This is a genomic window from Paraburkholderia sp. CNPSo 3272, from assembly GCF_024206495.1.
Lineage (GTDB): Bacteria > Pseudomonadota > Gammaproteobacteria > Burkholderiales > Burkholderiaceae > Paraburkholderia.
The window spans coordinates 1-23,810 of record NZ_JAMBPQ010000005.1; the positions used below are offsets into that span (position 1 = coordinate 1).

Consider the following 23,810-nt stretch of genomic DNA (forward strand, 5'->3'; position numbering starts at 1 on the left):
ACCAGCCGGCGAATCTGCCGGGTCGTCAGCCCGAGCCGCTGCGCTGCGCGCAGCGGCTTGAGCCGTGCGTCCACCACGTCCTGAATGAGCTTCAATCTGTCCAGCTCGCGCATCGTCATTGTTATCCGTTCTGTTGCCGCCATTAAAGCTCCCAAACACTGGATTCCCAGCGATCTGTTAGCTTACGATCGTCCAAAAAGCGGACATCTGAACTTGGCTAAAAGCGGACACTACAACTTAGCCCGTACACCCCAAAAGATTGATAATTTGCATTATGTTAAATAAAGGATAGCCACGTTTCCAGCACCACTCTCCGCGCGATCCGACTCTCTCAGCGCCTTTCATCCATTTGCTGGTCAACGACACCTGCCTGGGCCGGCGCTTGCAGTCGCCAGCACCCACAAGCCCCCGAGGATCACTGCGGCACCTGCGCAACGGGTTCCGGCGTAGCGGGCTGCGCCGGAGGTGTTCCGCTCGCCGGTTGCGGCACGCTCATCTGCTCGGCCTGCACGACCCAGCCGCCGCCCATCGCCATGTAGAGGTTGACGAGGTTCGTCAGCGTCGCGGCCCGGGTCTGCGTTTGCTGCAACTCCGCGCTGAACAGATTGCGCTCGGCGTCGAGCACCTCCAGGTAGCTCGTATAGCCGCCCTCGTAACGCAGCCGCGCGAGCCGCAGGTACTTGCGCAGCGAGTCGACCTGCTGGCTCTGGATCTCGAACTGCTCGCGTGACTTCTGCACCGAGACCAGCGCGTCGTCGACCTGCTGGAACGCCACCTTGATCGCATTTTCGTAGGCGAACAACGCCTCTTGCTGACGCGCCTCGGCCTGCTTGTTCTGACCGTAGATATTGCCGCCCGCGAAGATCGGCATCATGGCCGAGCCAGCAAACGACCACACCCGCGCAGGTCCGGTGAAGAGACTGGAGAACTGCGTGCTGGCCGAGCCGAACAGCCCCGTGAGCGAGATCTGCGGGAAATACAGCGCGCGTGCCGCGCCAATCAGCGCATTTTGCGCAACCAGATTCTGCTCGGCCTGCAGCAGGTCCGGGCGGCGTTCGAGCAGGTCTGACGGCATGCCCTCAGGCACGGCGGGCGTAGAAAGCTCCACCAGCGCGCGGCCGCGCAGGATCGGCTCCGGATTGCTGCCGAGCAGCACCGAGAGCGCGTCTTCCTGCTGTGCGATCTGCTGCTCGAATTGCGGGATGGTCGCCTTCGTCGCCGCATAGTCGGACTGGCTCTGGGCAAGTTCCATATCCGAGGTCTGCCCGAACTGCTGGCGCAGCGTGAACACATGCACGGAATCGGCGCGACTCTCCGTTGTGCTCTTCGCGATTTCGAGCTGCGCGTCGAGGCTGCGCAGCGTGATATAGGACGTCGCGACCGATGCGACGAGCGTCAGGATCGTCGCGCGGCGGCCCTGTTCGGCCACGTTCACGTTGGCACGCGCGGCCTCCGTCTCGCGGCGTACCTGGCCAAACAGGTCGATGGTCCAGAAGGCCGATATGCTCGCCTGGTACTCGTTGAAGACCGGCGAGACGCCGGCCGGTATCGGCGTCGGGCCATTCTGCGATGCGCGCTCGCGCGCCGCGCTGAAACCTGCGCTCGCCTGCGGAAACAGCGCCGAACGCGTGCTCACGAACTGGCCCATGAACTCGCCGACACGCGCGGCCGCCTGTTTCACGTTGAGGTTGTTCTCGAGCGCGGTCTTCACCAGGTCGTTCAGCACCGGGTCGTCGAACTGCTCCCACCACGTGGTGTTGGCGACGTCGGCCACGTCCGGGTACGCAAACCGGTACGTTGCCGGCACGTCCACTTTCGGCCGCTCGTAGTTGGGCCCGAGCAGACAGCCGTTGAGCAAGCCGATGAGCAGGACTGGCGCAGCGACGCGCGTGAAGGCTGCGGCACGCATGTCAGTCGTCCTCATGACGGGCAGACGGCGTGACGGTCGGCGACCCGGGACCGCCCGAAGCCGGTGGCGGCGTTTCGCTATCCGGCTTGGGAGTTTCCTTGCCGCCGCCCTTACGCGAGCCAAGCGACTCGATCCCCCAGTAGAACATTGGAATGAAGAACACAGCGATCGCGGTGGCACCCAGCATCCCGCCGATCACACCGGTACCGATCGAATGACGGCTGTTTTGCGAGGCGCCGAGCGCGATGGCGAGCGGCACACAGCCGAGGATGAACGCAAGCGACGTCATCACGATCGGCCGCAGGCGCTCTTCCGCGGCGACGAGCGCGGCGTCGTACGGCGTCTTGCCCGTCTCCCGGTTCAGGACCGCGAACTCGAAGATCAGGATCGCGTTCTTCGCGGCGAGCGCGATCAGCATGGTCAGCCCGATCTGGAAGTACACGTCGTTGTTCAGGCCTCGCAGCAGGATCGCGAGCAGCGCACCGAACAGCGCGAATGGCACCGCCATGAGCACGCCGAGCGGCAGCGACCACTTCTCGTATTGCGCGGCGAGGATCAGGAACACCATGACGATCCCGAACACGAACACGAGCCCCCCGGCCGAACCCGACTTGATCTCCTCGAACGCCTCCCCGCTCCACCCGACGGCGTAGCCCGGCGGCATCTGCGCCGCGAGTTCCTTCAAGGTGCCGATTACCTGGCCCGAGCTGTAGCCCGGCGCCGCGTTGGCCGTAATCTTCACCGCCGGGAAGTTGTTGAAGCGCGTGATCAGATCGGGGCCCGTGACGTACTTGTAAGTCATCACCGCCTTGATCGGCACCATGTTGTTCGAGCGGCTGCGCACGTAGATCTGGTCGAGGTCGGCGGGCGTGAGCCGGTAGCGCGGATCGGCCTGAATTATCACCTGCCAGAGCCGTGCGTCCTTGTTGAACTGCGAGACGTAGAGCGAGCCGAACATCGTCTGCATCGCGCTGTACACCTCTTCGACCGGCACGCCGAGCGTCTCCGCCTGGTCGCGGTCGACGTTCACGAGCAGCTGCTGCGAACTCGCGTTGAACGTCGACGTCACGCCGGTCAGCTCGGGGCGCGCCCTCGCCTTCGCCATGAAGTCCTGCACGACGCCCGCAAGCTGCTGAATCGAGCCGTCCCCGTGACTTTCGATCCACATCTCGCTGCCGCCCGTCGTACCGAGACCCGGAATGGACGGCGGATTCACCGGGATGACGAGGCCCTCCTGAATTTTCGAGAGCGTTTCGTATGCCTTGATCAGCACCGCACGCGCATTTTGCTCCCTGATGTTCGAGAACTTGTACCGTTCGTCGAAACCCCTTAGGCCTACGAAGAACGTGCCCGCGTTGTTCTTGTTCTGGCTGTCCAGCAAGCTGAAGCCGTTCACGATCGTGATACTGCTGACTGCGGGCTGCTTCATGAAATAGTCGGTGACCTTGTCGCCCACGTCCGCGGTCCGGTCGAGGCTCGCGGCGTCGGGCATGACGATCGCGCCAAGCAGATAGCCCTGGTCCTCGGGCGGCAGGAAAGCGCCTGGAATCGACTTCCCCATCATGACGGCGAGCACGATGACGGCCCCGAAAACAAGAAGGCCCAACACGTAGCGCCGGATCATGAACTGCACGGCGCGCCCGTAGCCGGCCGTCATCCGCTCGAACTGATGGTCGAACCACCGGAAGAAGCCCTTTTTCTCATGGTGCGTGGGCTTGAGCAGGATGGCGGCAAGCGCAGGCGACAGCGTGAGCGCCACGATGCCCGAGAACACCACCGAGATCGCAATCGTGATCGCGAACTGCTTGTACAACTGTCCGGTGATGCCGCCAAGGAACGCTACCGGCACGAACACGGCGCACATGACGAGCACGATGGCGATGACCGGGCCCGACACCTCGTCCATCGCCCGCTTGGCCGCATCTTTCGGGCTGAGCTTGAAGACGGTCATGTTGCGCTCGACGTTTTCGATCACGACGATCGCGTCGTCCACGACGATGCCGATGGCGAGCACCATCCCGAACAACGTCAGCATGTTGATCGAAAAGCCCAGCGCCGCCATCCCCATCGCCGTGCCGACGATCGACACCGGCACGGCCAGCACCGGAATGAGCGTCGCGCGCAGGCTCTGCAGAAACACGTACACGACGATCACCACCAGCACGAGCGCTTCGAAGAACGTATGGACCACGTCGGCGATCGACGCACGCGTGAATTCCGTCGTGTCCATCGCGACCTGATAGTCGAGCCCTTCGGGAAATGAAGTCTTGAGCTCCGCGAGCGTCTCGCGCACCTGCTTCGAGACGTCGAGCGCATTCGCGCCCGGCTGCTGGTAGACCGCGATGATCGTTGCCGGCTTGCCCTGGTAGGTGGTGCGGTTCGAATAGCTCTTCTGTCCCAGCTCGGCCCGGCCGATGTCTTTCAGGCGGACGATCGCCGCGCCGTTGCTCGCTGCGCGGATGATGATGTTGTCGAACTCGGCGGCCGTCGCGAGCCGCCCGGTGGTCGTCACCGCGAACGACTGCTCGACCGGGTCGCCGGTCGGCGCCTGGCCGACGGTGCCGACCGCGAATTGCTGGTTCTGGCCGCGTACGGCGTTCTGCACGTCGCCTGCGGTGATGCCGAGCTGCGCCATGCGATCGGGTTTCAACCAGATCCGCATTGCATAGTCCGGAGTGCCAAAGATCGACGACTGGTTCGCGCCCGGAATCCGCTTGATCGTGTCGAGCACGTAGACGTTCGCGTAATTCGCGATATAAGTTGGATCGAAGCGCTCGTCCGGCGAATAGATCGCGATCACCATCATGAAGGCGTTCGACTTCTTCTGGACCTGCACGCCCTGCGACTGAACCTGCTGGGGCAGCTGCGGCAGCGCGAGGTTCACGCGGTTCTGCACGTCGACCTGGGCGAGCTCCGGATTGGTGCCGATCCCGAAGAACACGTTGAGCGTGTAGTTGCCGGTCGACGAACCGGACGAATACATGTAGATCATGTTGTCCGAACCGTTGACCTGTTGCTCGATCGGCGCGGCCACATTGTTCGCCACGACGTCAGCGCTGGCCCCCGGGTAGGTCGCGGAGACCGTGATTTGCGGCGGTGTGACGTCCGGATACTGCGCGATGGGCAGCGCGAGCATCGTCAACGCGCCGCCGAGCGTGATCACGATCGAGATGACGGAAGCGAAGATCGGCCGGTCGATGCAGAAGTGCGAGATGTTCATCGAGTCGCCCCTTACTGCGACGCGGCACCGGTTTTGGCCGGCGCCGCCGCTCGCTCGCCCCCGCTCACCTGTGGCGCCGATGCGCCGCCCTTCTCCACGACCGTCTTGCCGCCGGTCTGCGTCGAGGGGAGCGTTCCGGCGACCTTGAGCGGCACGTCGGCCACGACGCGGATCGCGCCGTCCACCACGATGCGCTCGCCGGCTTTCAGACCGTCGTTGATGAACCAGTTGTCGCCGCTCCAGTCGCCGACCTCGACGACTCGCTGTTTTGCCTTCGACTCGTTGTCCACGACCCAGACGAAGTGGCTCTTCGCGCCTTGCAGCACCGAGCGTTGCGGCACGAGGATGGCATTCGGCCGCGTGGCGCCCGACACGCGCGCGCGCACGAACTGCCCGGGCCGCAGCGTACCCTTCGGGTTCGCGAGCGAGGCCCGCACGAGGAACGTGCCCGTGTCGGTGCTGAACGCCGGGTTCGCGAAGCTGATGGTGCCGTGCTGCGGAAATTCCGTGCCGTCGGCGAGGATCACGGCCACCACGAATTCGCTATGCGGCGGGAACAGCAGCTTGCCCGCCGCAATCTCGTCCTGAAAGTGCAGCATTTCGTTCTCGGAAATGCTGAAGTTCACCCAGATCGGATCGAGCTGATAGACGAAAGTAAGGAGACCAGATGAATTGGCGATCAGATAGCTGCCGTCCTGCTGTCTTGCATAGCTCGCGAGGCCATCCAGCGGCGATTTGATCGTCGTGTAGCCGAGGTTGAGTTCCGCGGTCTCCACCTGCCCTTGCGCGGAAATCACCGCGGCCTGGGCCTGCTTCTCGTTGCCGACCGCATCGTCGAGATCCTTCTGGCTCAATGCCTGTTGCGCGGCGAGCGGCTTGACGCGGGCAAGATTCTGCTGCGCTACCGTGAGCCGCGCCTGCTGCTGCGCAAGCTCGCCCCGCGCCGTCTGCAGCACGGCCTGAAACGGCTTCGGATCCATCAGGAACATCGTCTGGCCGGCCTTCACCTTGTCGCCTTCGGAGTAGGTCCGCCGGTCGAGAAAGCCGTCCACGCGCGCACGAATTTCGACTTCGCGCGAACTCTGCGTTTGCGCGGTGAACTCGAGCTGGACCGGGGTGTCCTGAGCCGTGACCGTCATCACCGTGACTTCCGGTGCGCCGAGCGCCGGCGGCCCCGATGCCTTCTTGCAGCCGGCGAAGAGCATCAGCGCAATGGCGACGAAGATTAGCGGCAGGCGGTCCCGGCGCGCCGCAAGCGGGAGTAACGGTCGATGCTCGGGAAAAAACGGTCCGCTCATGAATGGCCTCCCGCAACGCGCCGGACCCGCGCATCGCCCCGGTCCGTGCGCGCCATGGTCACCTCTTCGTTGCCCGCTTACTGTTCGCGATCCGGATCATCAAGGATCCACACACTACGCTGGACGCGGCGCCGGTTGAGGCAGGACGGGGCCACCCCGACTTGCCGCTCCCGGACAATTGCCCACGCCGGTTATGACTTCCTCGATACAACGCGTCCCGATGAATTGCGCGAACACCGGAATGATTTTTTATTCTCTGGTTGAGGGCCGCGCGGCGCTTGTAGTCGTCAAGTTTGGTAGCCGTCCAGAGCAAAAACAATGGGACTTTGGTCCGATATCCCGCCAAGCACGCCTTTTGTCTGTTCACGGCGAGGACGCAGCGGTTGTCAGGGCAACCGCCACGCGGCAAGCCCAGCTCAGAAGGCCGGCGCAAACCGGCTAAGGGACTTCGCTCAACCGTTGAAGTTGAAAGCCACGCGGGGAGCGTGGCCCGATGCTGTCAATTGCAACCGTGACTATTCGCTGTGCGATAACAGGTGGTGCCCCCGGGCCCTCGCGCGACGCCCTTTCCGTTCGCCGTTTTCGCTTCGCCACCACGATTGTTTTGGGTCGTCCGGACACCATTCTGATTCGTCTGGGATGTCCAGGCGGTGCCGGTATTCCGGTTATAACCGCCCGCGGAAGACCCATTGCCACACACTGTTCGTCCTCGGTTGTTGGTCGCGCATTCCGCAAATGCGCTTGAACTGATCATTAAGCAAGCCACTAGCAACAGGATCTTCATGGCGGTCTCCCGAAGGTTCTGCCAAAACGCGACTGGCGCATGATCGACGAAGCCTTGATCACCATCCCGTCGCCGTCTCAAAGAGTGTAGGTCGCATGCCAACCTAAGGCCACCGACCCGATACCACTGCCCCTCGTTAGGGGAAACCCCTCTTCCGGAATAACGATATAAAGATCAATTATTTGGAAAACGCATTCTTACAGCGTCAGAATGTGATTTACGAATTCTTGTGCATCCCAATATCGACCGGAAGATGGAACTACGCCAGCTCGAAGCCTTCGCCGCAGTGGTCACGACCGGCAGCGTCACCGCCGCCGGCCGCCTGCTCGGGCGCTCGCAGCCAGCGATCACGCGGTTGATCCAGGAGCTCGAAACCGAGGTCGGCTATGCGCTGTTCACGCGCAACGGCCCGCGCGTCACCCCGACCGAGCAAGGCATCCTGCTCTATGAGGACGTCGAGCACGTGCTGACGGGCGTGCAACAGATACGCAAGCGCGCCGGACAAATCGGCCGCGGAGAAGGCAGGCCGCTGCGCATTGCCGCGACGTCCGCCCTCGCCGCCGGGCTCGTGCCCGTCGCGCTCGCGCGCACCGATCTCGCTGCGACTGCGCAGACGATCCAGCTGCGCAGCATCCCTCCCGAACAGGTCGTGCACGATGTCCTCACCGGCGCGGCCGACATTGGCGTGGCGAGCCTGCCGCTTGAACATCGCGGCGTGGTCGTGCACTGGATCGGGCAATCCGCGTGCGTTGCGGCGCTGCGCGACGACGATCCGCTAGCGCGCTGCGAGCGGCTGCCGATAACGGCCTGCGAGGGCCGGCGCATCGTCACGATGCAGAACCCGTATCGCCTGCGCCGCCGGCTCGATCATGCGTTCGCGCAGGCGGATGTTTCGCCGGCGGGACTGATCGAGACGAATTCGTCGATGAACGCGCTGACCGCGGTTCGCGCCGGTCTCGGCATCTCGGTGCTCGAACCGGTCACGGCGTACGGCATGCCGCTGGCCGGCGTCGCGATCCGCCCGATCGACGCCGACATTCCGTATTTCTTCGGCGTGATCTCGCGCGACGCCATCGCGCTGCCCCCCTCGGCCGTGACGCTCATCGACGCGCTCGCCGAAGCAGCCCGCACCGTGCTGCCCGATTTCGCGCTGCGCGCGAGCGCCGAGCACGCCCAAGTCCTGCAGTCGCTGTACGGCGATCTGCCCGCCACCAAGGAATCGTTGCCGTAATGAATCCGACCACCCCATCGTCCGCAGGTCTCGCCGCGCTCGAAGCCCGTCTGCGCGAGGATCTCGCGTGGCTCGAACTGCCCGCGAAGCGCTGGATCCCCGAACGCACCCTCGACGGCCGGCCCTTGATCGACGTGGCGATCGTGGGAGGCGGCATGGCCGGGCTTGCGCTGGCCGCCGCGCTCGGCCATCTCGGCATCGACGCCGTGATTTTCGATCAGTCGCCGCGCGGCTTCGAAGGCCCATGGGCCACCACCGCGCGCATGGAAACATTACGCTCTCCGAAACAGCTGACCGGCCCCGCGCTCGGCCTGCCCTCGCTCACGTTCCGCGCATGGTTCGAAGCGCAGTTCGGCGGGCAGGCGTGGGACGCGCTCGACAAGATTCCGCGCCTGCAATGGATGGACTATCTGCGCTGGTATCGCGATGTGCTCGACATCGACGTGCGCAACGAACACCGCGTGACCGCCATTACGCCATGCGAGAACGGCAGTGTCGCGCTGTCCGTCACGAGCGCCGCCGGCAGCGAGACCGTCCATGCGCGCCACGTCGTCCTCGCGACGGGCCGCGACGGCCTGGGCGGCCCTGCCGTGCCGGCCTTCGTGCGCGATCTGCCGCGCCGCTTCTACGCCCACTCTTCCGATGTCATGGGCTATGGCACGCTGCGCGGCAAGCGCGTCGGCGTAATCGGCGCGGGTGCATCGGCGATGGACAGCGCGGCCACCGCGCTCGAAGCCGGTGCGGCCTCGGTCGACCTCCTGATCCGCCGCACGGACATCCCGCGCATCAACAAAGGCAAGGGTGCCGGCAATCCGGGCCTCACGCACGGCCATGTCGCGCTGCCCGATGACTGGAAGTGGCGCATCCGCCACTACATCAACGTGCAGCAGGTGCCGCCGCCGCGCGGCAGTACGCTGCGCGTGTCGCGCCACGCCAACGCCCGCTTCAACCTCGGTGCGCCGATCACCGCTATCGAACGGGTGGACGACGAACTGCACGTCAGCACGCCCAAAGGCGACTTCGCACTGGACTTCCTGGTGTTCGCAACGGGCTTTCGTATCGATCTGGCGAGCCGCCCCGAATTCGCACCGTTTGCCCGCCACGTCCGTGCGTGGAAAGACCGCTACGCGGCGCCTGCCGGCGACGACGACGTCGAGCTCGCCGATTCGCCCGACCTCGGACCGGTGTTCGAGTTCCAGGAAAAGACGCCCGGCGCGTGTCCCGGACTCCAACGCATCCACTGCTTTTGCGCGCCCGCGACGCTCTCGCACGGCGCACTGTCGGGCGATATTCCGGCTGTCAGCGATGGTGCGAAGCGGCTCGCACAAGGGCTTGCCGCGACCTTCTATCGAGAGGATGTCGAATTGCATTACGCCAATATGGAGGCCTTCGCCGAGCCGGAAATCGAAGGCGACGAATGGACGCCCGCGCCACCGCCTTCGGCCCTCGCCGAGCGCGAAGCGAAATGAGCGCGTGAATCTGCAGTTTTCCGGAGTTGACCATGACATACGACACTGACGACATCGTCGATCGCGTTGCCGGGCTGGCGCCCGACTCGGGCACGCATGCGTTGCGGCACCAGCGCGCCAAGGTAGTGGAAGCGACGCAGGGCAGCTACGACGCGCTGTTCGACCCCACGCTGGAAGGCCTCACGCTGGTCGAGCGGCTGCTCGTCGCGCTCTACGCGAGCCGCCTCGCGCCCTCACCGGCGCTCGCGGCCCACTACCGCGCGGAACTGGCCGCGCACGAAGTCGATGCAGCGACGCTCGCCGCCGTGGAAACGGGCGCGCCCGAGGATCTCCCTGCGCCGCGCCTCCGCGCGATCCTCACGTTCACGCGCACGCTGATCGAAAATCCGGTCGCCGGCGACAAGGCCGCGCTGCAGACGCTGCCCGCCGCCGGCCTGACGACGCCGGCTGTCGTCGCGCTCGCACAGCTGATCGCCTTTCTGTCGTACCAGACGCGCCTCGTCGCGGGTCTGCAAGCCCTCAAACAGCTGGAGCGCGCATCATGAGCGACGTTATCCGATCGCACGGCTTCACGAACGAATCGCTCGAATGGGAGGCGTGGCTCGACGTTGTCGACCTCGACCAGGCCACCACAGGTCAGATCGCCGTTCTCGAGGAAAGCCATCCCAAGGCCAAAGCCTCGGACTACTACCGGTTTCTCGTCCATCAGCCCGAAATCCTCCGGCAGCGCTCCGCGGCGTTCAACGCAATCATGTACGCGCCCGGCGGCTTGCCCCGCGCGGAACGTGAACTCTCGACCACCGTGGTTTCGCGGCTCAACGGCTGCGTGTATTGCGCGTCGGTGCACGCCCAGCGTTTCGAGCAGCTTGCCAGGCGCAACGACGTGATCAGGCAGGTGTTCGCCGATCCTCACAGCGCCGGCACGACAAAGCGCGAAGAGGCGATCGCCCGCTTCTCGGCCGCGTTGACCGAGCACCCGAACGAGATAGAGGCGCCCCAGTTGCAGGCATTGCGCGAGGCCGGTCTAACGGACGTTGAAATTCTCGACCTGATCCATTCGATTGCCATTTTCGCGTGGGCGAACCGCCTGATGCTCAATCTCGGCGAACCCGTGTTTCCCGAGCCGATACCCGCCTCCTGACCGACCAACGCTGGACCGTCCTTCAACCAATACCCGGGGATCGCCGATGGGCACTCAATCTGGCATCAAGCCTGTCATCGTGGCCGCCGTGCTGGCCAATGCGATGGAGTGGTTCGACTTCACCATCTTCGCCGCGATGACGCCGATCATCAGCAAGCTGTTCTTTCCGGCCTCGCACGGCGCGGCGGGCGGGGATCTGAACGCGATCCTGCTGACCACGGCCCTGTTCGGCGCGGGCTTTTTCATGCGGCCCGTGGGCGGCGTGCTGCTCGGTCTCTACGGGGACACGTATGGCCGCAAGGCGGCCATGACGCTCGGCATGGGCATCATGGCGCTGGCCGCCGCGATCATGACCTTCGCGCCGACGTATGCCACGGCCGGTCTCGCCGCGCCGCTCCTGATGCTCGCGGCCCGGTTGCTGCAAGGGTTTTCGATAGGCGGCGAATTCGGCACGTCGACCGCGTTCCTGATCGAACTGGCGCCGCCGAATCGCACGGGCTTCTACGGCTCGTGGCAGATGAGCGGGCAACTCATGTCGACGATGCTTGGCGCCGCGCTCGGCATGGTGGTCACGCAGGTGTTCACGCCCGAGCAGCAACTCGCCGGCGCGTGGCGCATCCCGTTCGCGGTGGGCCTGCTCATCGCGCCGCTGACCATCTACCTGCGCCGCCACGCAACCGAAACCTATGCGCGCATCCACGCAACGCCGCACACCCGCGCAACCGAAGCGGCCGCCGTCAAGCGCGGACTCTCCGACTATCTGATCGGGATGGGCATGGTGGTCGCGAGCACCGTCACGTTCTACGTCACGTTCGGCTACACGGTCACCTATGCGAAGCAGGTGCTCAAGCTGCCCGTTTCGGAAAGCTTCATGGTGCAAATGATCGCGGCCATCGTCATGCTGATCGTCACGCCGATCGCGGGCGCGCTCTCCGACCGCTACGACCGCAAGACGCTGCTGATCGGCTCGCTGGGCGCCTACCTCCTGGCGATCTATCCGCTCTATGCGTGGATCGTGGCGGCGCCGTCCGTCTCCCGGCTCCTCGTCGCTCAGATCGTGATTGGCGTGTTGAGTGCGACCTTCCTCGGCGTCTACTGCACGACGCTCGCCGAGATGTTCCCCAAGCGCACGCGCGCGACCTCGCTCGCGGTGGTCAATAACGTCGTCGTCCTGATCTTTGGCGGCTTTGCGCAGACCTTCGTGACCTGGCTCATCATGCTGACGGGCTCGCCGCTGGCACCGGTGCTCTACGTGATGATCGGCATCGCGCTCAGCCTCGTGGCCGTTGTGGCGCTGAAGCCCGGTCATTTCAGGCAGGGCAGCGCAAACGCCGCTCAAACCATCGGGTGAGGCAGCGCGCTTTTCCGGGTTGAAGGGGGGCGAGGATGCGGCGACTGGAGCATGCCGTGACGCGGCCCCTCACGTCACCTTCCGGTCGTCAGGATTCCGTCGCCGTCCGAGGCCGTCTGTGCGTTCGACGTGTTCCCTACACGCTCGATCTGCACTTGCATCGACCGTGCGTCGGTGAGTCCCAGCGCCTTCGCCGCGGCATACGACAGATCGATGATCCGGCCTTTGACGTAGGGGCCGCGATCGTTGATGCGCACCACGACCGACTTTCCGGTTGCCACCGATCTGACGCGCACATAGCTGCCGAGCGGCAGGGTTCGATGGGCAGCAGTGAATTCGCCGGTGTTGAAGCGTTCTCCGTTTGCGGTCTCATGGCCCTGGAACTTCTCCGCGTACCAGGATGCCTCGCCGGACTGAATCACCTCGTGCCGCATATGACAGGCCTCATCCCTGCACGCGGCTTGCCGGGACGCCATCTGTCCGCACGCTGTGAATAACGCACAGATTGCGAAAACACTCAAATAGCGCAGTGATGGCGTGATGGACCACATGTCAGTCGAATGAGCGATGGCTCAACGTTCTCGAAGAGGCAGAGCATACCGCATGCCCGGTCGACATAAAATCCTGGCAATTTTGCAGGTTTCATGCAACGGGCTCGTAAGTGCGGCCCTCATTTCGCGGCAGATCCCCGAAAAGAGCCCCTCGATGCTGAGGAAGGGGCTCGTCACCACCGGGACTTATTGGCCGAAGTAAATCGGCTTCATGCCGTCACCGGCGGTGGGCGCACCGGAAGACGAGGCACTGCCTGCCATCCCCCCATAACCGCTCGCGCCGTTCTGCGCGGCCACGCGCGCTTCGGCAGCCTGAATGTCGGCTGGATAGTTGGTGTTGTCGCCGTCGCCTGGGCGGTAGCCCGCCTGTTCGAGCTGGATAAGCTCGGCGCGGACCTGCTCAGGCGTCACGGCGCTGTTCGATTGTGCAAACGAGACAGCCGGAGCAGCCATGATGGTAAGGATAACGAAGGTTTTACCAAGAGATTTCATGATGAGGTTCCTCTAACGATTGCCACGTAGGGTGCGACAAGCTTGAACCGATGCGCAGGTTCAGTACGCTCCCGCTAATTTTCCCGCGCCCCCGCTGGCCTCCATTACTCGATGGAGGCTTGATTCCCCGTTCGTTGTGTCCGCCATGTTCTTGTTTGCGCTGCCCAGCGGCCTGTATCGAATCCCCCCGAAGCGCAGGCCGCTCCGTGGGTCCGCTGCCACCATGCGTGGTGATCGAAATTGCGCAGAAAATCGGCGCGGCGGCGCTCACGGAGGTAGTGCGCCGTCACGCCGGCAACAGCGATCGCAAGCGCCACCGTGCCGGCAGCCATACCCAGCCAGGTTGGGTCCACGTCAGCCTCCCGATTGCATCCGCAGCGCTCGCGCGCTCCATGTGTCCTTGGGCGCTCAGCGTTGGTAGCAACCGTCGCCGACGGGGTTTCCCTGAGCAGGACGGATGCCGGAACGGTCAAGCGCCAAGCCGCCTGCAGCACGTTATGCAGATGTCATGCCATCCGGGAGCGATCCGCGCGGCGCCCTTCCCCACGTGCATCGCGGCGATGCGAGTCTGGGCGCGACCATCACCTGGCCGGTCGATGTTGGGCAATCGCCAACAGGCCCGCCGCGGCGCGCGGCAGTCGGCCAGGTACGGTCATTCTTGGGCAGCCTCGCGCGCGGCGATCCGCGCATCGAGCGCCGTGCGCAATGCGCTCACCACGTCGGCCCATTCGCCGCGGCGCGTTTGGCGGAACAGACGCGCATCGGCGTACCACGGGCTGTCGTCGCGATTCAGCTGCCAGCGCCAGTCCGGTGTGAACGGCAGCGCAATCCATACGGGCTTGCCGAGGGCGCCCGCCAGATGCGCGACCGCCGTATCGACGGCGAGCACGAGATCGAGCTGCGCGACAAGCGACGCCGTCGCCGAAAACGTCGTGAGGCGCGCGCCGACGTCGATCAGCCGGCCGCGCTGCACGAGGTCGTCCATGCACGCGCGGTCGCGCTCGCGCAGTTCTTTTTGCAGGGAAACGAAGCGCACATCGGCGTCGAACAGGGGCAGGAGTTCCGCAAGCGGCATCGAGCGATTGCGATCGTTCACGTGCGTCGTACTGCCCGACCAGACCAGGCCCACGCGCAGCCGGCGATCGTCATTCTGTTCCTCGCCGATCACTTCGGACCACGACGCGCGTGCTGCGGCGTCGGCGCGCGCATCGAGATACGCGCCCGAAGTCGCGAAATCCGCTTCGCGCAGCGCGAGTACGTGGGGCAGGCTCAACATCGGCACGTGATAGTCGAATGCTGGCAGCGCGGACGAATCGCCGATGACGCTGGCCGCGCCCGCCACGTTCTGCAGCAGCGGCAGCAGGGCGTCCTGCACGCGCACGATCACGTTCGCGCCCTTCGCACGCAGGCGGTCGACGAAGCGCACGAACTGCAAGGTGTCGCCGAGACCTTGTTCCGCGTGCACGAGCACAGTCTTGCCCGCAAGCGGCTGGCCCTGCCACTGCGTCGCGCCTGGGAAATCGTGCGTCATCGTGCCGTCGCGCCAGCGCCATTCGTATTCGCGCCAGCCGTGCTCGAATTCGCCGAGCAGCAGATTGGTCTGCGCGCGATTCGTGCGCGCCCCGGCGTCGTTCGTGTCGATCGACAAGGCCTTCTTGAACTGGCGCAGCGCGTCGTCGAAGCGATGCAGGTCGCGCAACGCAACGCCGAGATTCACGTAGGCGGCGACGAAATTCGGCTTGAGTTCGATTGCCCGCCGATACGCGTCGAGTTCCTCGTCGTAACGGCCCAGCTCGCCAAGCAGCGTGCCACGGTTGTAGTGCACTTCCGCCGAACGCGGATACCGGCGCGCCAGGCGCGCGAGATGCACGAGCGCGGCCTCGGCCTCCTCCAGCTGGATAAGCGACATGGCGGCCCCATGCAGCGCTTCGACGTGATCGGGCGCGAGCGCCAGCAGGCGTTCGTAAAGCGCGACGGCCTGGGTGTGACGCCGCGCGAGCTGGCAAATGCGTGCGGCCTGCTGCAACTGATCCGGAAGCGTTGCGGCCGGTTGGGCCGCGCGCCACGCGTATTCGGCGGCGCCCGCGTAATCCTCGCGCGTGGCGTAGACAAAGGACATCGCTTCTAGTGCTCCCGCGTGATCGGGATGCGCTTGCAGGATCGCTTGCAGGTCGTGCTCCGCGGCGTCGATGCGGCCGGCGGTGAAATGCTGCTTCGCCTGGGCGAGCAGCGCGACGATGGTGTCAGTCATGGGAACGCGGGGGCTCGCGCCCGAATGCATGGAAGAGGACTCAAGGCCGCATTTTAACTCAGCCGCGCCCGCGGAGTTCTTCGCACCTCGTCGCCGGGAATCATGATAGCGAACGGCGCAGTCGATTTGAAACGCGGAACAACGTGTATTTCTTCGCGTTATTCATTAACGGTAATAATCAGGAATATGGATCACAAAATGTTTCCAGAAATTACGGTAAAAATGCGATAAATGGCGCGTTTGTACCAGTGCATGGTCGGTGCGGAAAGCCCCTGTTTTACTTGCCATTTCGATCGATCTGGCTGCCGACGTAATAGTCTGGAACAGGTAAGGAAATGTTAGCCAATAATCGTGGCAGCCATGCCACAATTTCTGAAAATCATTCCGGATATCGCGTTATGCTCCGCGCTCGCTCGCTTCCGAGTGAATAACAAAGCAATGGAGTTACGATGAAAAAGTACGCCCTTTCCGCCCTCGCAGTTGCCGCGGTCTCTTTCGCCAGCGCCGCACACGCGCAAAGCTCGGTCACGCTCTACGGTTTGATTGACGCGGGCGTCCTGTACACGAGCAACCAGTCGGGCAGCTCGAACGTGCAACAGTCGAGCGGAGCGCTCAACGGCAGCCGTTGGGGCCTGCGCGGTAGCGAAGACCTGGGCGGCGGCCTCAAGACGATTTTTGTGCTCGAGAACGGCTTCAGCATTTCGACCGGCGCGGCGAAGCAAGGCAGCCGCATGTTTGGCCGCCAGGCCTTTATCGGCCTATCGAGCGACCGCGCCGGCGCGGTCACGCTGGGTCGTCAGTACGACAGCGTGGTGGACAACCTCGGCGGACTGTCGCTCAACGGCACGCAGTACGGCGGCACGCTCGCCGCGCACCCGTACGACAACGACAATCTCAACAACTCGTTTCGCGTGAGCAATTCGCTCAAGTACCAGAGCGTGAACTACGGCGGCCTCAAGTTCAATGCGCTGTACGGCTTCTCGAACGCCGCAGGCGGCTTCGCGAACAACCGCGCATACAGCGTCGGCGCCACGTACTCGTTCGGCGGCCTAAAGGCGGGTGCGGGCTATCTTCAGTTGAACAACTCGGGTTCGACGATCAACAGCAGCGGCGCGGTCAGCGACGACGCGACCTTCACCGCATCGCGTCAGCGCACCTATGGCGCCGGCCTGAACTATGCCTTCGGCGCGGCCAACGCGGGCTTCGTGTTCACGCAAACGCAGTTGAGCAACCTCACGGCCATCAACTCGTCGAACGCGGGTGCGACGACTTCGTTCGCCGGCAACAGCGCGCGCTTCAGCAACTTTGAAATCAATGGCCGTTATGCGTTCACGCCTGCAATCACCGTGTCGGGCGCTTATACGTACACGGACGCGAGCCTGGACGGCGTGAATCCGAAGTTCCATCAGTTCACGCTGCAAGGCGACTACGCGCTTTCGAAGCGCACCGACCTGTACGCCGAAGCCGCGTATCAGCGTGTCGTGGATGGCGAAGGCAAGATTCACGCGGACATCATGGGTGTTTCCGCGTCCGATTCGAACTCGCAAGCCGTGGCGACCGTGGGTATCCGCCATCGCTTCTAATGCGGCGATCGCTCGCAACGTGAGCGCCGCGCCAGCGGCGATCTGAACACGGGCAGGCAGACGCTTCGGTGTCTGCCTGCCCGTCTGCTTTGGCAATTCCCTTTAAAAGCTCAATCTATCGCGGCATCAAGCTGACTCGCAAGCTCGTTGAGATCGTCCACCACGAAATCCCATGCCTGCTCCGCCTTCAGGTCGGTTTTCTGATCGGGACCGTGCTCGGTCGGCCGCACGACGAAAGCGGTCGAAAGGCCCAGCCGGCGCGCAGCGGCCAGGTCGCCGTTATGCGCCGCGACGAGGCACAGTTCGGCGGGCGTGAGACCCAGGATGTCCGCCGTCTCGGTGTACACCTGCGGCGATGGCTTGTAAGCGCGCACCACTTCGGCGCCGAGAATCGCATCCCATGGCAGACCGGCGCGCCTGGCCACATCCACCATGAGCCGGATATTGCCGTTCGACAAGGGGGCGATGATGAAGCGATGTTTCAGGCGATTCAGCGCCTCGACTGCGTCCGGCCACGGATCGAGACGATGCCAGGCCAGGTTGAGTTCGTCGATCTCGGCGTTAGTCGCGCCGGCGATACCGCTGCGCGCCAGCACCTTCACGAGATTCTCGCGATGCAGCACGTCGAGGCGCGCGTAGGGCCGGCGTCCGCTGCGGATTTCCTCCATGGAAGGCGAATACTCGCGCCGCCAGGCGTCGGCGAACTCGAAGGCATCGAGGTTCGGCGCGTGGCGCTGCAGAAAAGCGGTGGCTTCCCTCGCGACGCCGCTTCTCCAGTCCACAACGGTGCCGAAGACGTCGAATACGAGGGCCTTGATTTCGGTGCGATTCGTCATAGGGGCCAGAATCTGTAGTGATCGGAGCACGGCATGGTGAACCGCCTCGGCCAATCGGCAAAGCGGCGCAATACGCATTGAAGCACTCAAACCGGAATCGCGCTGATTGCTGCCCTACTACTCTGCGTGCTTCAGGCCGCTTCGGCCTCCAGCTCGCGCCCCGGAATCGCAGCGAGCAGCGCACGCGTATAAGGGTGGCGCGGTGCGCGCCAGATGTCCTGATGGTCGCCGCTCTCGACGATCTTGCCCTGTCGCATGACGTGCACATGGTCGGCGATGTAGCGCACGACCGAAAGATCGTGCGAGATGAAGAGCATGGAAAGCCCCAGCTCGCACTTGAGTTCGACGAGCAGATTGAGGATCTGCGCCTGGATCGAGACGTCGAGCGCGGATACCGGCTCATCGCAGATCAGCAATGCGGGTTCGAGCACGAGCGCGCGCGCAATACCGATGCGCTGACGCTGGCCGCCCGAGAATTCGTGTGGAAAACGCGCCAGCGCCGCCGCGGGAAGCCCCACTCGCTCGAGCGCCGAGCGCACACGTACACGGCGCGCCGCCGCGTCGCCAACCCCGTTCACGGCCAGCACGGTTTCGAGAATGTCACCCACGGTGCGGCGCGGGTTCAGCGACGCATAGGGGTCCTGAAAGACCATCTGCACCTTGCGCCGCAATGGCCGCAACGCGCGCTCGCGGAGCGGGACGAGTTCCGTGCCGTCAAGCGCGATCGAGCCGCCCGCAACCGGCACGAGGCGCATGATCGCACGCGAAAGCGTGGACTTGCCGCAGCCCGACTCGCCCACGAGCCCGACCGACTCGCCCCGGCCAATGTCGAGCGAGACGCCGTCGACGGCGAAAAGCGCCGGCGCGCCATGGCGCTGCGGGTACGCCACACGCAGGTCGCGCACCGCGAGCAGCGGCGCAGCGTCCGTCGCCTGTAGGCTCGATGCCGTGCGCTCGGGCACCTTGCGCGGCACCACCACGAAGCCCGTCTCTTCGTCGGCGTGATCTGCCCGATCGGCCGTTGCCGTGTGGCGGATTTCCGGCAAGGTCCACGAGCGGTAGTGCAGATCATCGGCGAGATTGAGCGAAGCGCCGAGGAGCCCTCGCGTGTAGGCGTGGCGCGGGCGCGCAAAGAGATCCGCCGTCGGCGCTTCTTCGACCTTGCGCCCGGCCAGCATTACCGCCACGCGGTCCGCATGATCGGCCACGACGCCCAGGTCGTGCGTGATCAGCAGGAGCGACATCGACAGCTCCCGGCGCAGCGCGTCGAGCAGTTCGAGAATGCGCGCCTGGATCGTGACGTCGAGTGCGGTCGTGGGTTCGTCTGCGATCAGCAGACGCGGGCGGCACGCCACGGCCATCGCGATCATCACGCGCTGTCGCTGGCCTCCCGACAGCTCGTGCGGATAGTCGTCGAAGCGGCGCTGCGGCTCGGGAATGCGCACGAGATCGAGCAATTCGACGGCGCGCGCGCGAGCGGCCCGGCGCGACAGCGCCTCGTGCTGGCGCAGCGTCTCCACGACCTGCGCGCCCACGCTGAGCACGGGATTCAGCGAGGTCATCGGCTCCTGAAAGATCATCGAGATCTGTTTGCCGCGCAGTTCGCGCACCGCCCTGGTCGGCAAGCCCAGCAGTTCGCGCCCTTCGAAGCGCACGCTACCCGTGACGCGCCCGGGCTCGGGAACGAGCTGCATGAGCGAAAGTGCCGTGGCGGATTTGCCGCTGCCCGACTCGCCCACCAGCGCGAGCGTCTCGCCAGCCGCGATGTCGAAGCTCACGCCGCGCACCGCTGCGTGCGCCCCGAAATTCACGCGCAGATCGCGCACTTCCAGCAGTTGGCTCACGTGACACCTTTACGGTCGTTGCCGCTGCCGCGGATTGAGGGCTTCGGTCAGGCCGTCGCCGAGCAGATTGAGGCCGAGCACCGCGAGGACGATGGCCGCGCCGGGAATCGCGGTGAGATACCACGCCGTGCGCAGCGAATCGCGTCCGGCACCGATCATCGCCCCCCAGCTCATGACATTGGGGTCGCCCATGCCGAGGAACGACAGCGACGATTCGATCAGGATCGCGCTCGCCACCATCACCGAAGCCGTGACGATCACGGGCGGCAGCGCGTTAGGCAGGATTTCGCCGAAGATGATGCGCGTGTTGCTGAATCCCTGGCTGCGCGCCGCGAGCACGAAATCCGAACGTCGCAGCGAGCGAAATTCCGCGCGCACGATCCGCGCGACCGTAGGCCACGATGCAATGCCAATGGCGAGCGCGATCACGACCACGTTGGGCCGCCCGATGGCCACGAGCACGATCACCAGCAAAAACGACGGCACGGTCTGGAACAGCTCGGTGAGACGCACCAGCGCGTCGTCGACCAGGCCTCCGAAATAGCCGCCGATGGCGCCCACGAGCGTACCGATCACGAGTCCGATGCCTGCCGAGGCCGCGCCGATCAGCAGCGAGACGCGCGCGCCATGCGCGATGCCGGCCGCTACGTCGCGCCCGAGCGAATCGGTGCCGAGCCAGAATTGCGGGTCGCTGCCCGGCCATTCGAACGGACCGCCCACCATGTCGAGCGGGTCGCCCGGATAGAGCCGCGGCGCGAGCACGGCGAGCACGACGAATGCCGCGAGCAGCACAAGGCCGGCGCAGGCCGAAGGATTGCGCAACAGCGCGCGCCAGAAAGCGTGCCCGGCGCGGCGCGTGGTTGCGCTTTCGCAATCGGCGCCGCGGCGGCCAAGCAGCGCGAACGCCAACTGACGCCGCCACGGCGAACCCTGGCTCTCGGCTGCGCGTCGTGCGTCTACCGGCAGCTCCGGCGATTCGAAACTCATTGAGGTTCCTCCGTTAACCAACGCGCGGATCGAGCCACGCCTGCAGCAGATCGACCACGACGTTCGCCACGATGACGAGCAGCGACGACAGCAGCAGCACGCCTAGCAGCACGCTGAAGTCGCGCGCCAGCACCGCGTCTAGTGCCAGGCGGCCCAGTCCTGGCCAGCTGAACACGGTCTCGGTCACCGCCGCGCCGCCAAGCAGCGTGCCGAAATGCAGCCCCACGAGCGTGGTGAGCGGCATCAGCGCGTTACGCAGCACGTGCCGCACCGTCACGCGCCACGGATGCAGACCTTTCGCGTGCGCCGTGCGCACGAAGTCCTGGCGCTGCACCTCGATCATCGCGGCACGCGTAATGCGCGCGTAGATCGCGACGAAGAAGGTGGCGAGCGTCGCCGCGGGCAGCAACACGTGCCTCGCGACATCGGCGACGTAGGCGAAGCCGTGCAGGTCCGCCCCGATCGTGATGTTGCCGCCGCTCGGCAGCCACCCTAGCCGGACCGCGAACAGAATGATGGCGAGCAGGCCGATCCAGAATCCAGGCGTCGAATAGAACAGCAGCGCGAACACCGACAGCACGCGGTCGGGCCACTTGCCGGCCCAGTGCGCCATCACGGCGCCGAGCGCCACGCCGACGACGAGCGCGAGCGAAAGCGCCGCGCCCATCAGCAGCAAAGTGTTGGGCAAGCGCGAAAGAATCAGCTGCATCACGGGCATGTCGTAACGCGGCGAGTAGCCGAGGCTGAAATGCGCGAGATGCTTCAGGTACGTCCCGAGCTGCACGAGCAAGGGCTGGTCGAGCCCGAACTTCGCGCGCAGCATCGTCATCGTTTCCGTCGTCGCGGAGCCGGCTTCGCCGGCGATCACGTCGGCGGCGTCGCCCGGCATCAGCTTGAGCAGGAAGAAGTTGAGGATCACGATGCCCAGCACCGTGGGCAGCGCCTGCCAGGCCGTGCGGCGCAGGATCGTTCGCCAGCGGTCGCTTTGGCTCATCGTTGGGCTCCGTCAAGGGTGCGATGCGCGTTTGGCACGTGCTCAGGCACTTAGCCACACATCGGCGAAGTTGCCTTCCAGGCCCTGCGCGCTCACCGTGTGATCGTGCACGCGCCGGTTGGCGAGCGTGACCATGCGCGGCGCGACGAGGTTGAGAATCGGCAGATCGCGGTAAACGGTTTGCTGGAACTGCTTGTAAAGGCTCACGCGGCGGCTTTCGTCGATTTCGACCGACGCCGCTTCGAGCAGACGGTCCGCTTCCGCGCTGCTGTAATGCGGCGCATTCGAGAACGGCACGCCGGGGCGGATATTCTTCGACCAATAAAGGCGCTGCACGCCCACGGCCGGATCGAACAGCGTGTTGACGCCGATGCTCGTGAAATCGAACTGGCGGTCGGCGTAGACACGCTTGAGGAACGACGGCAGATCCTGCGAGCGCACCGTGACGTCGATACCCACGCGCGCGAGCGCCGATTTCACGTAGCCGGCCTGGCGCTGATACATGTCGCCATACGGCAGGTAATCGTGCGTCAGCCTGAAGCGCACGCCATCCGCGCCGCGTGGCTTGCCCGCCGCATCGAGCAGCGCCTCGGCCGCGTGCGGGTCGAACGCATAGGGCGTGATCTGCGCATCGTGATATGGCGAAGCAGGCGTGATCGGCGTGGGCGAGACGTCCGCATAACCGTAGGCCACGGTTTTTTGCACGACCTGCGGATTGATCGCGTGCGCGATGGCCTGGCGCACGCGCGAATCCTTTAGCACCGGATGATCGAGATTGAAATCGATCTCGGCCAAAGGCTCGAGGAAGCGGTAGCCGCGCGTTTCGGTCACGAGCTGCGGCAGTTGCGTGAGGCGCGGCAAGTCGGTGAGCGGCACGGGGTTCTCGCCGCCCAGATCGAGCGCGCCGGTTTCGAACGCCGCCGAGCGTGCGGCCGGATCGGGAATGACTTTGTAGACGAGCGCATCGATATACGGCTTGCCCGCATCCCAGTAGTCGGGATTGCGCTCGTAGACAATGCTCGCGCCACGCGTCCACGACTTGAAGCGGAACGGCCCGGTGCCAACGGGCGCGTTGTTGTGCGGGTTCGTGAGCGGGTCGGCCGTGGCGTAAAGGTGCTTCGGCACGATCGGCGACTCGCCCGCCGAAAGCGCCTTGAGCAGAAATGGCGCGGGCTTCGACAATTCGATGATGGCCGTGCTGGCGTCGGGCGTCTGCACCCTCGTCACGTTCGCAAAGGTACTGCGTCCGCGCGGGTGGATCGCTCTGAGTAAATCGACCGAAAACGCCACGTCCGCGGAAGTGAACGGCTGGCCGTCGTGCCAGCGCACGTTCTGTCGCAGCTTGAACGTGTAGCGCAGACCGTCTGGGCTCACGCTCCAGGCGGTCGCCAGCTGCGGTTGCGGGCGCAGGTCGAAATCATAAGCAAGGAGTCCTTCCAGCACCTTCGAGCTTGCGGCGAGCGCCGGTCCCGTGGTCTGGAAGATCGACACCAGCACGGGCGGCTCGGGATTGATCAGCACGTTCAACGTGCCACCGCGTTGGCGCGCGATGGCGCCCTGGGCGCGGGCAAGCACGGGCAACCCCGCGGCGGCGGCCGCGCCGCTTGCAATGAGAAATTCACGACGGGTCAAACGTGACATGCTGATGCGTTCCGATATCAATGCGGCTAAGCGAGGCTAAACGTTGCGCTCTGCGCGAGCCGGTAAATTCGCGCCGTGGCGACAGTCCTGCAATCGTAGCAATGGCTTCTTCGCGTGCTAACCAAGCGATGCTGCTATCCATATGACGCGCCGCGCCGAACTGCAAACGCAGCAGCACGACAACTCAATTGGAAAGCAGAAAAGCTTCTTTGTTATTCGCGTGCGGCG

At 64.8% G+C, this 23,810-nt stretch carries 18 protein-coding genes; 6 read left to right on the forward strand and 12 right to left on the reverse strand.

Annotated features, from left to right (window positions below; translation table 11 throughout):
• Positions 1 to 415: 415 nt before the first annotated feature.
• From M3I53_RS07925 to M3I53_RS07935, 3 genes are read right to left on the reverse strand one after another with little or no spacing between them, the layout of a single operon-like run.
• On the reverse strand, positions 416 to 1,909 hold the full coding sequence (locus M3I53_RS07925; RefSeq protein ID WP_254315408.1) for an efflux transporter outer membrane subunit: 1,494 nt from the start codon (positions 1,907 to 1,909) through the stop codon (positions 416 to 418).
• Between the two features lies 1 nt (position 1,910).
• On the reverse strand, positions 1,911 to 5,129 hold the full coding sequence (locus M3I53_RS07930) for an efflux RND transporter permease subunit (RefSeq protein ID WP_254315409.1): 3,219 nt from the start codon (positions 5,127 to 5,129) through the stop codon (positions 1,911 to 1,913).
• 11 nt (positions 5,130 to 5,140) lie between these two features.
• Positions 5,141 to 6,427 (reverse strand): efflux RND transporter periplasmic adaptor subunit, encoded by a 1,287-nt coding sequence (locus M3I53_RS07935; protein WP_375542479.1) that lies wholly within the window; start codon positions 6,425 to 6,427, stop codon positions 5,141 to 5,143.
• Positions 6,428 to 7,464: 1,037 nt separating this feature from the next.
• On the opposite strand from M3I53_RS07935, the gene M3I53_RS07940 reads away from it, so the two are divergent.
• Genes M3I53_RS07940 through M3I53_RS07960 form a run of 5 tightly spaced genes read left to right on the forward strand, consistent with a single transcriptional unit; the run spans position 7,465 to position 12,403 of the window.
• Entirely contained in the window at positions 7,465 to 8,442 is a 978-nt protein-coding gene (locus M3I53_RS07940; protein WP_254315410.1) for a LysR family transcriptional regulator, read from the forward strand.
• Positions 8,442 to 9,911, forward strand: coding sequence for an NAD(P)/FAD-dependent oxidoreductase (locus M3I53_RS07945; protein WP_254315411.1), 1,470 nt, complete (start codon positions 8,442 to 8,444; stop codon positions 9,909 to 9,911). Before M3I53_RS07940 ends, M3I53_RS07945 begins: the two co-directional genes overlap by 1 nt.
• Positions 9,912 to 9,943: 32 nt before the next feature.
• On the forward strand, positions 9,944 to 10,456 hold the full coding sequence (locus M3I53_RS07950; RefSeq protein WP_254315412.1) for a CMD domain-containing protein: 513 nt from the start codon (positions 9,944 to 9,946) through the stop codon (positions 10,454 to 10,456).
• Positions 10,453 to 11,052 (forward strand): peroxidase-related enzyme, encoded by a 600-nt coding sequence (locus M3I53_RS07955; protein WP_254315413.1) that lies wholly within the window; start codon positions 10,453 to 10,455, stop codon positions 11,050 to 11,052. The genes M3I53_RS07950 and M3I53_RS07955 overlap by 4 nt, the downstream gene beginning before the upstream one ends.
• A 46-nt stretch (positions 11,053 to 11,098) precedes the next feature.
• A complete protein-coding gene (locus M3I53_RS07960; protein ID WP_254315414.1) occupies positions 11,099 to 12,403 on the forward strand; it encodes an MFS transporter in 1,305 nt (434 codons plus the stop codon).
• A 74-nt stretch (positions 12,404 to 12,477) separates the two neighbouring features.
• Here M3I53_RS07960 and M3I53_RS07965 read toward each other — a convergent pair whose 3' ends face one another.
• The 3 genes from M3I53_RS07965 to M3I53_RS07975 all read right to left on the reverse strand — a co-directional run bounded on the left by M3I53_RS07965 (position 12,478) and on the right by M3I53_RS07975 (position 15,697).
• Positions 12,478 to 12,837: a septal ring lytic transglycosylase RlpA family protein gene (locus M3I53_RS07965; RefSeq protein ID WP_254315415.1), complete on the reverse strand. Its 360-nt coding sequence runs from the start codon at positions 12,835 to 12,837 to the stop codon at positions 12,478 to 12,480.
• A 303-nt stretch (positions 12,838 to 13,140) separates the two neighbouring features.
• Positions 13,141 to 13,446: a DUF4148 domain-containing protein gene (locus M3I53_RS07970; RefSeq protein WP_254315416.1), complete on the reverse strand. Its 306-nt coding sequence runs from the start codon at positions 13,444 to 13,446 to the stop codon at positions 13,141 to 13,143.
• Positions 13,447 to 14,098: 652 nt separating this feature from the next.
• Positions 14,099 to 15,697, reverse strand: coding sequence for a tetratricopeptide repeat protein (locus tag M3I53_RS07975; protein WP_254315417.1), 1,599 nt, complete (start codon positions 15,695 to 15,697; stop codon positions 14,099 to 14,101).
• A 449-nt stretch (positions 15,698 to 16,146) separates the two neighbouring features.
• Here M3I53_RS07975 and M3I53_RS07980 point away from each other — a divergent pair, with 449 nt between their 5' ends.
• Positions 16,147 to 17,280 carry a porin gene (locus M3I53_RS07980; protein ID WP_254315418.1) on the forward strand — a complete coding sequence of 378 codons (1,134 nt, stop codon included), beginning with the start codon at positions 16,147 to 16,149 and terminating at the stop codon, positions 17,278 to 17,280.
• A gap of 110 nt (positions 17,281 to 17,390) precedes the next feature.
• Here the strand turns inward: M3I53_RS07980 and M3I53_RS07985 are convergent, their stop codons facing one another.
• From M3I53_RS07985 to M3I53_RS08010, 6 genes are all read right to left on the reverse strand, one after another.
• Positions 17,391 to 18,116 carry a haloacid dehalogenase type II gene (locus M3I53_RS07985; RefSeq protein WP_254315419.1) on the reverse strand — a complete coding sequence of 242 codons (726 nt, stop codon included), beginning with the start codon at positions 18,114 to 18,116 and terminating at the stop codon, positions 17,391 to 17,393.
• A gap of 131 nt (positions 18,117 to 18,247) precedes the next feature.
• The gene (locus tag M3I53_RS07990; RefSeq protein ID WP_254315420.1) at positions 18,248 to 19,960 is read right to left on the reverse strand and encodes an ABC transporter ATP-binding protein; all 1,713 of its coding nucleotides are present in this window, start codon (positions 19,958 to 19,960) and stop codon (positions 18,248 to 18,250) included.
• 9 nt (positions 19,961 to 19,969) lie between these two features.
• Complete coding sequence (locus M3I53_RS07995; RefSeq protein ID WP_254315421.1) at positions 19,970 to 20,947, reverse strand: ABC transporter permease; 978 nt, start codon at positions 20,945 to 20,947, stop codon at positions 19,970 to 19,972.
• Positions 20,948 to 20,960: 13 nt separating this feature from the next.
• Entirely contained in the window at positions 20,961 to 21,941 is a 981-nt protein-coding gene (locus M3I53_RS08000; RefSeq protein ID WP_254315422.1) for an ABC transporter permease, read from the reverse strand.
• A 42-nt stretch (positions 21,942 to 21,983) separates the two neighbouring features.
• Positions 21,984 to 23,582, reverse strand: a complete 1,599-nt coding sequence (locus tag M3I53_RS08005; protein ID WP_254315423.1) for an ABC transporter substrate-binding protein — start codon at positions 23,580 to 23,582, stop codon at positions 21,984 to 21,986.
• Positions 23,560 to 23,760, reverse strand: coding sequence for a hypothetical protein (locus M3I53_RS08010; RefSeq protein ID WP_254315424.1), 201 nt, complete (start codon positions 23,758 to 23,760; stop codon positions 23,560 to 23,562). The genes M3I53_RS08005 and M3I53_RS08010 overlap by 23 nt, the downstream gene beginning before the upstream one ends.
• Positions 23,761 to 23,810 lie beyond the last annotated feature (50 nt).

Excerpts from the sequence above, each read along its gene's own strand:
- M3I53_RS07925 (WP_254315408.1), bottom strand. The coding sequence starts at position 1,909 with ATGCGTGCCGCAGCCTTCACGCGCGTCGCTGCGCCAGTCCTGCTCATC.
- M3I53_RS07930 (WP_254315409.1), bottom strand. The coding sequence starts at position 5,129 with ATGAACATCTCGCACTTCTGCATCGACCGGCCGATCTTCGCTTCCGTC.
- M3I53_RS07935 (WP_375542479.1), bottom strand. The coding sequence starts at position 6,427 with ATGAGCGGACCGTTTTTTCCCGAGCATCGACCGTTACTCCCGCTTGCG.
- M3I53_RS07940 (WP_254315410.1), top strand. The coding sequence starts at position 7,465 with ATGGAACTACGCCAGCTCGAAGCCTTCGCCGCAGTGGTCACGACCGGC.
- M3I53_RS07945 (WP_254315411.1), top strand. The coding sequence starts at position 8,442 with ATGAATCCGACCACCCCATCGTCCGCAGGTCTCGCCGCGCTCGAAGCC.
- M3I53_RS07950 (WP_254315412.1), top strand. The coding sequence starts at position 9,944 with ATGACATACGACACTGACGACATCGTCGATCGCGTTGCCGGGCTGGCG.
- M3I53_RS07955 (WP_254315413.1), top strand. The coding sequence starts at position 10,453 with ATGAGCGACGTTATCCGATCGCACGGCTTCACGAACGAATCGCTCGAA.
- M3I53_RS07960 (WP_254315414.1), top strand. The coding sequence starts at position 11,099 with ATGGGCACTCAATCTGGCATCAAGCCTGTCATCGTGGCCGCCGTGCTG.
- M3I53_RS07965 (WP_254315415.1), bottom strand. The coding sequence starts at position 12,837 with ATGCGGCACGAGGTGATTCAGTCCGGCGAGGCATCCTGGTACGCGGAG.
- M3I53_RS07970 (WP_254315416.1), bottom strand. The coding sequence starts at position 13,446 with ATGAAATCTCTTGGTAAAACCTTCGTTATCCTTACCATCATGGCTGCT.
- M3I53_RS07975 (WP_254315417.1), bottom strand. The coding sequence starts at position 15,697 with ATGACTGACACCATCGTCGCGCTGCTCGCCCAGGCGAAGCAGCATTTC.
- M3I53_RS07980 (WP_254315418.1), top strand. The coding sequence starts at position 16,147 with ATGAAAAAGTACGCCCTTTCCGCCCTCGCAGTTGCCGCGGTCTCTTTC.
- M3I53_RS07985 (WP_254315419.1), bottom strand. The coding sequence starts at position 18,116 with ATGACGAATCGCACCGAAATCAAGGCCCTCGTATTCGACGTCTTCGGC.
- M3I53_RS07995 (WP_254315421.1), bottom strand. The coding sequence starts at position 20,947 with ATGAGTTTCGAATCGCCGGAGCTGCCGGTAGACGCACGACGCGCAGCC.
- M3I53_RS08000 (WP_254315422.1), bottom strand. The coding sequence starts at position 21,941 with ATGAGCCAAAGCGACCGCTGGCGAACGATCCTGCGCCGCACGGCCTGG.
- M3I53_RS08005 (WP_254315423.1), bottom strand. The coding sequence starts at position 23,582 with ATGTCACGTTTGACCCGTCGTGAATTTCTCATTGCAAGCGGCGCGGCC.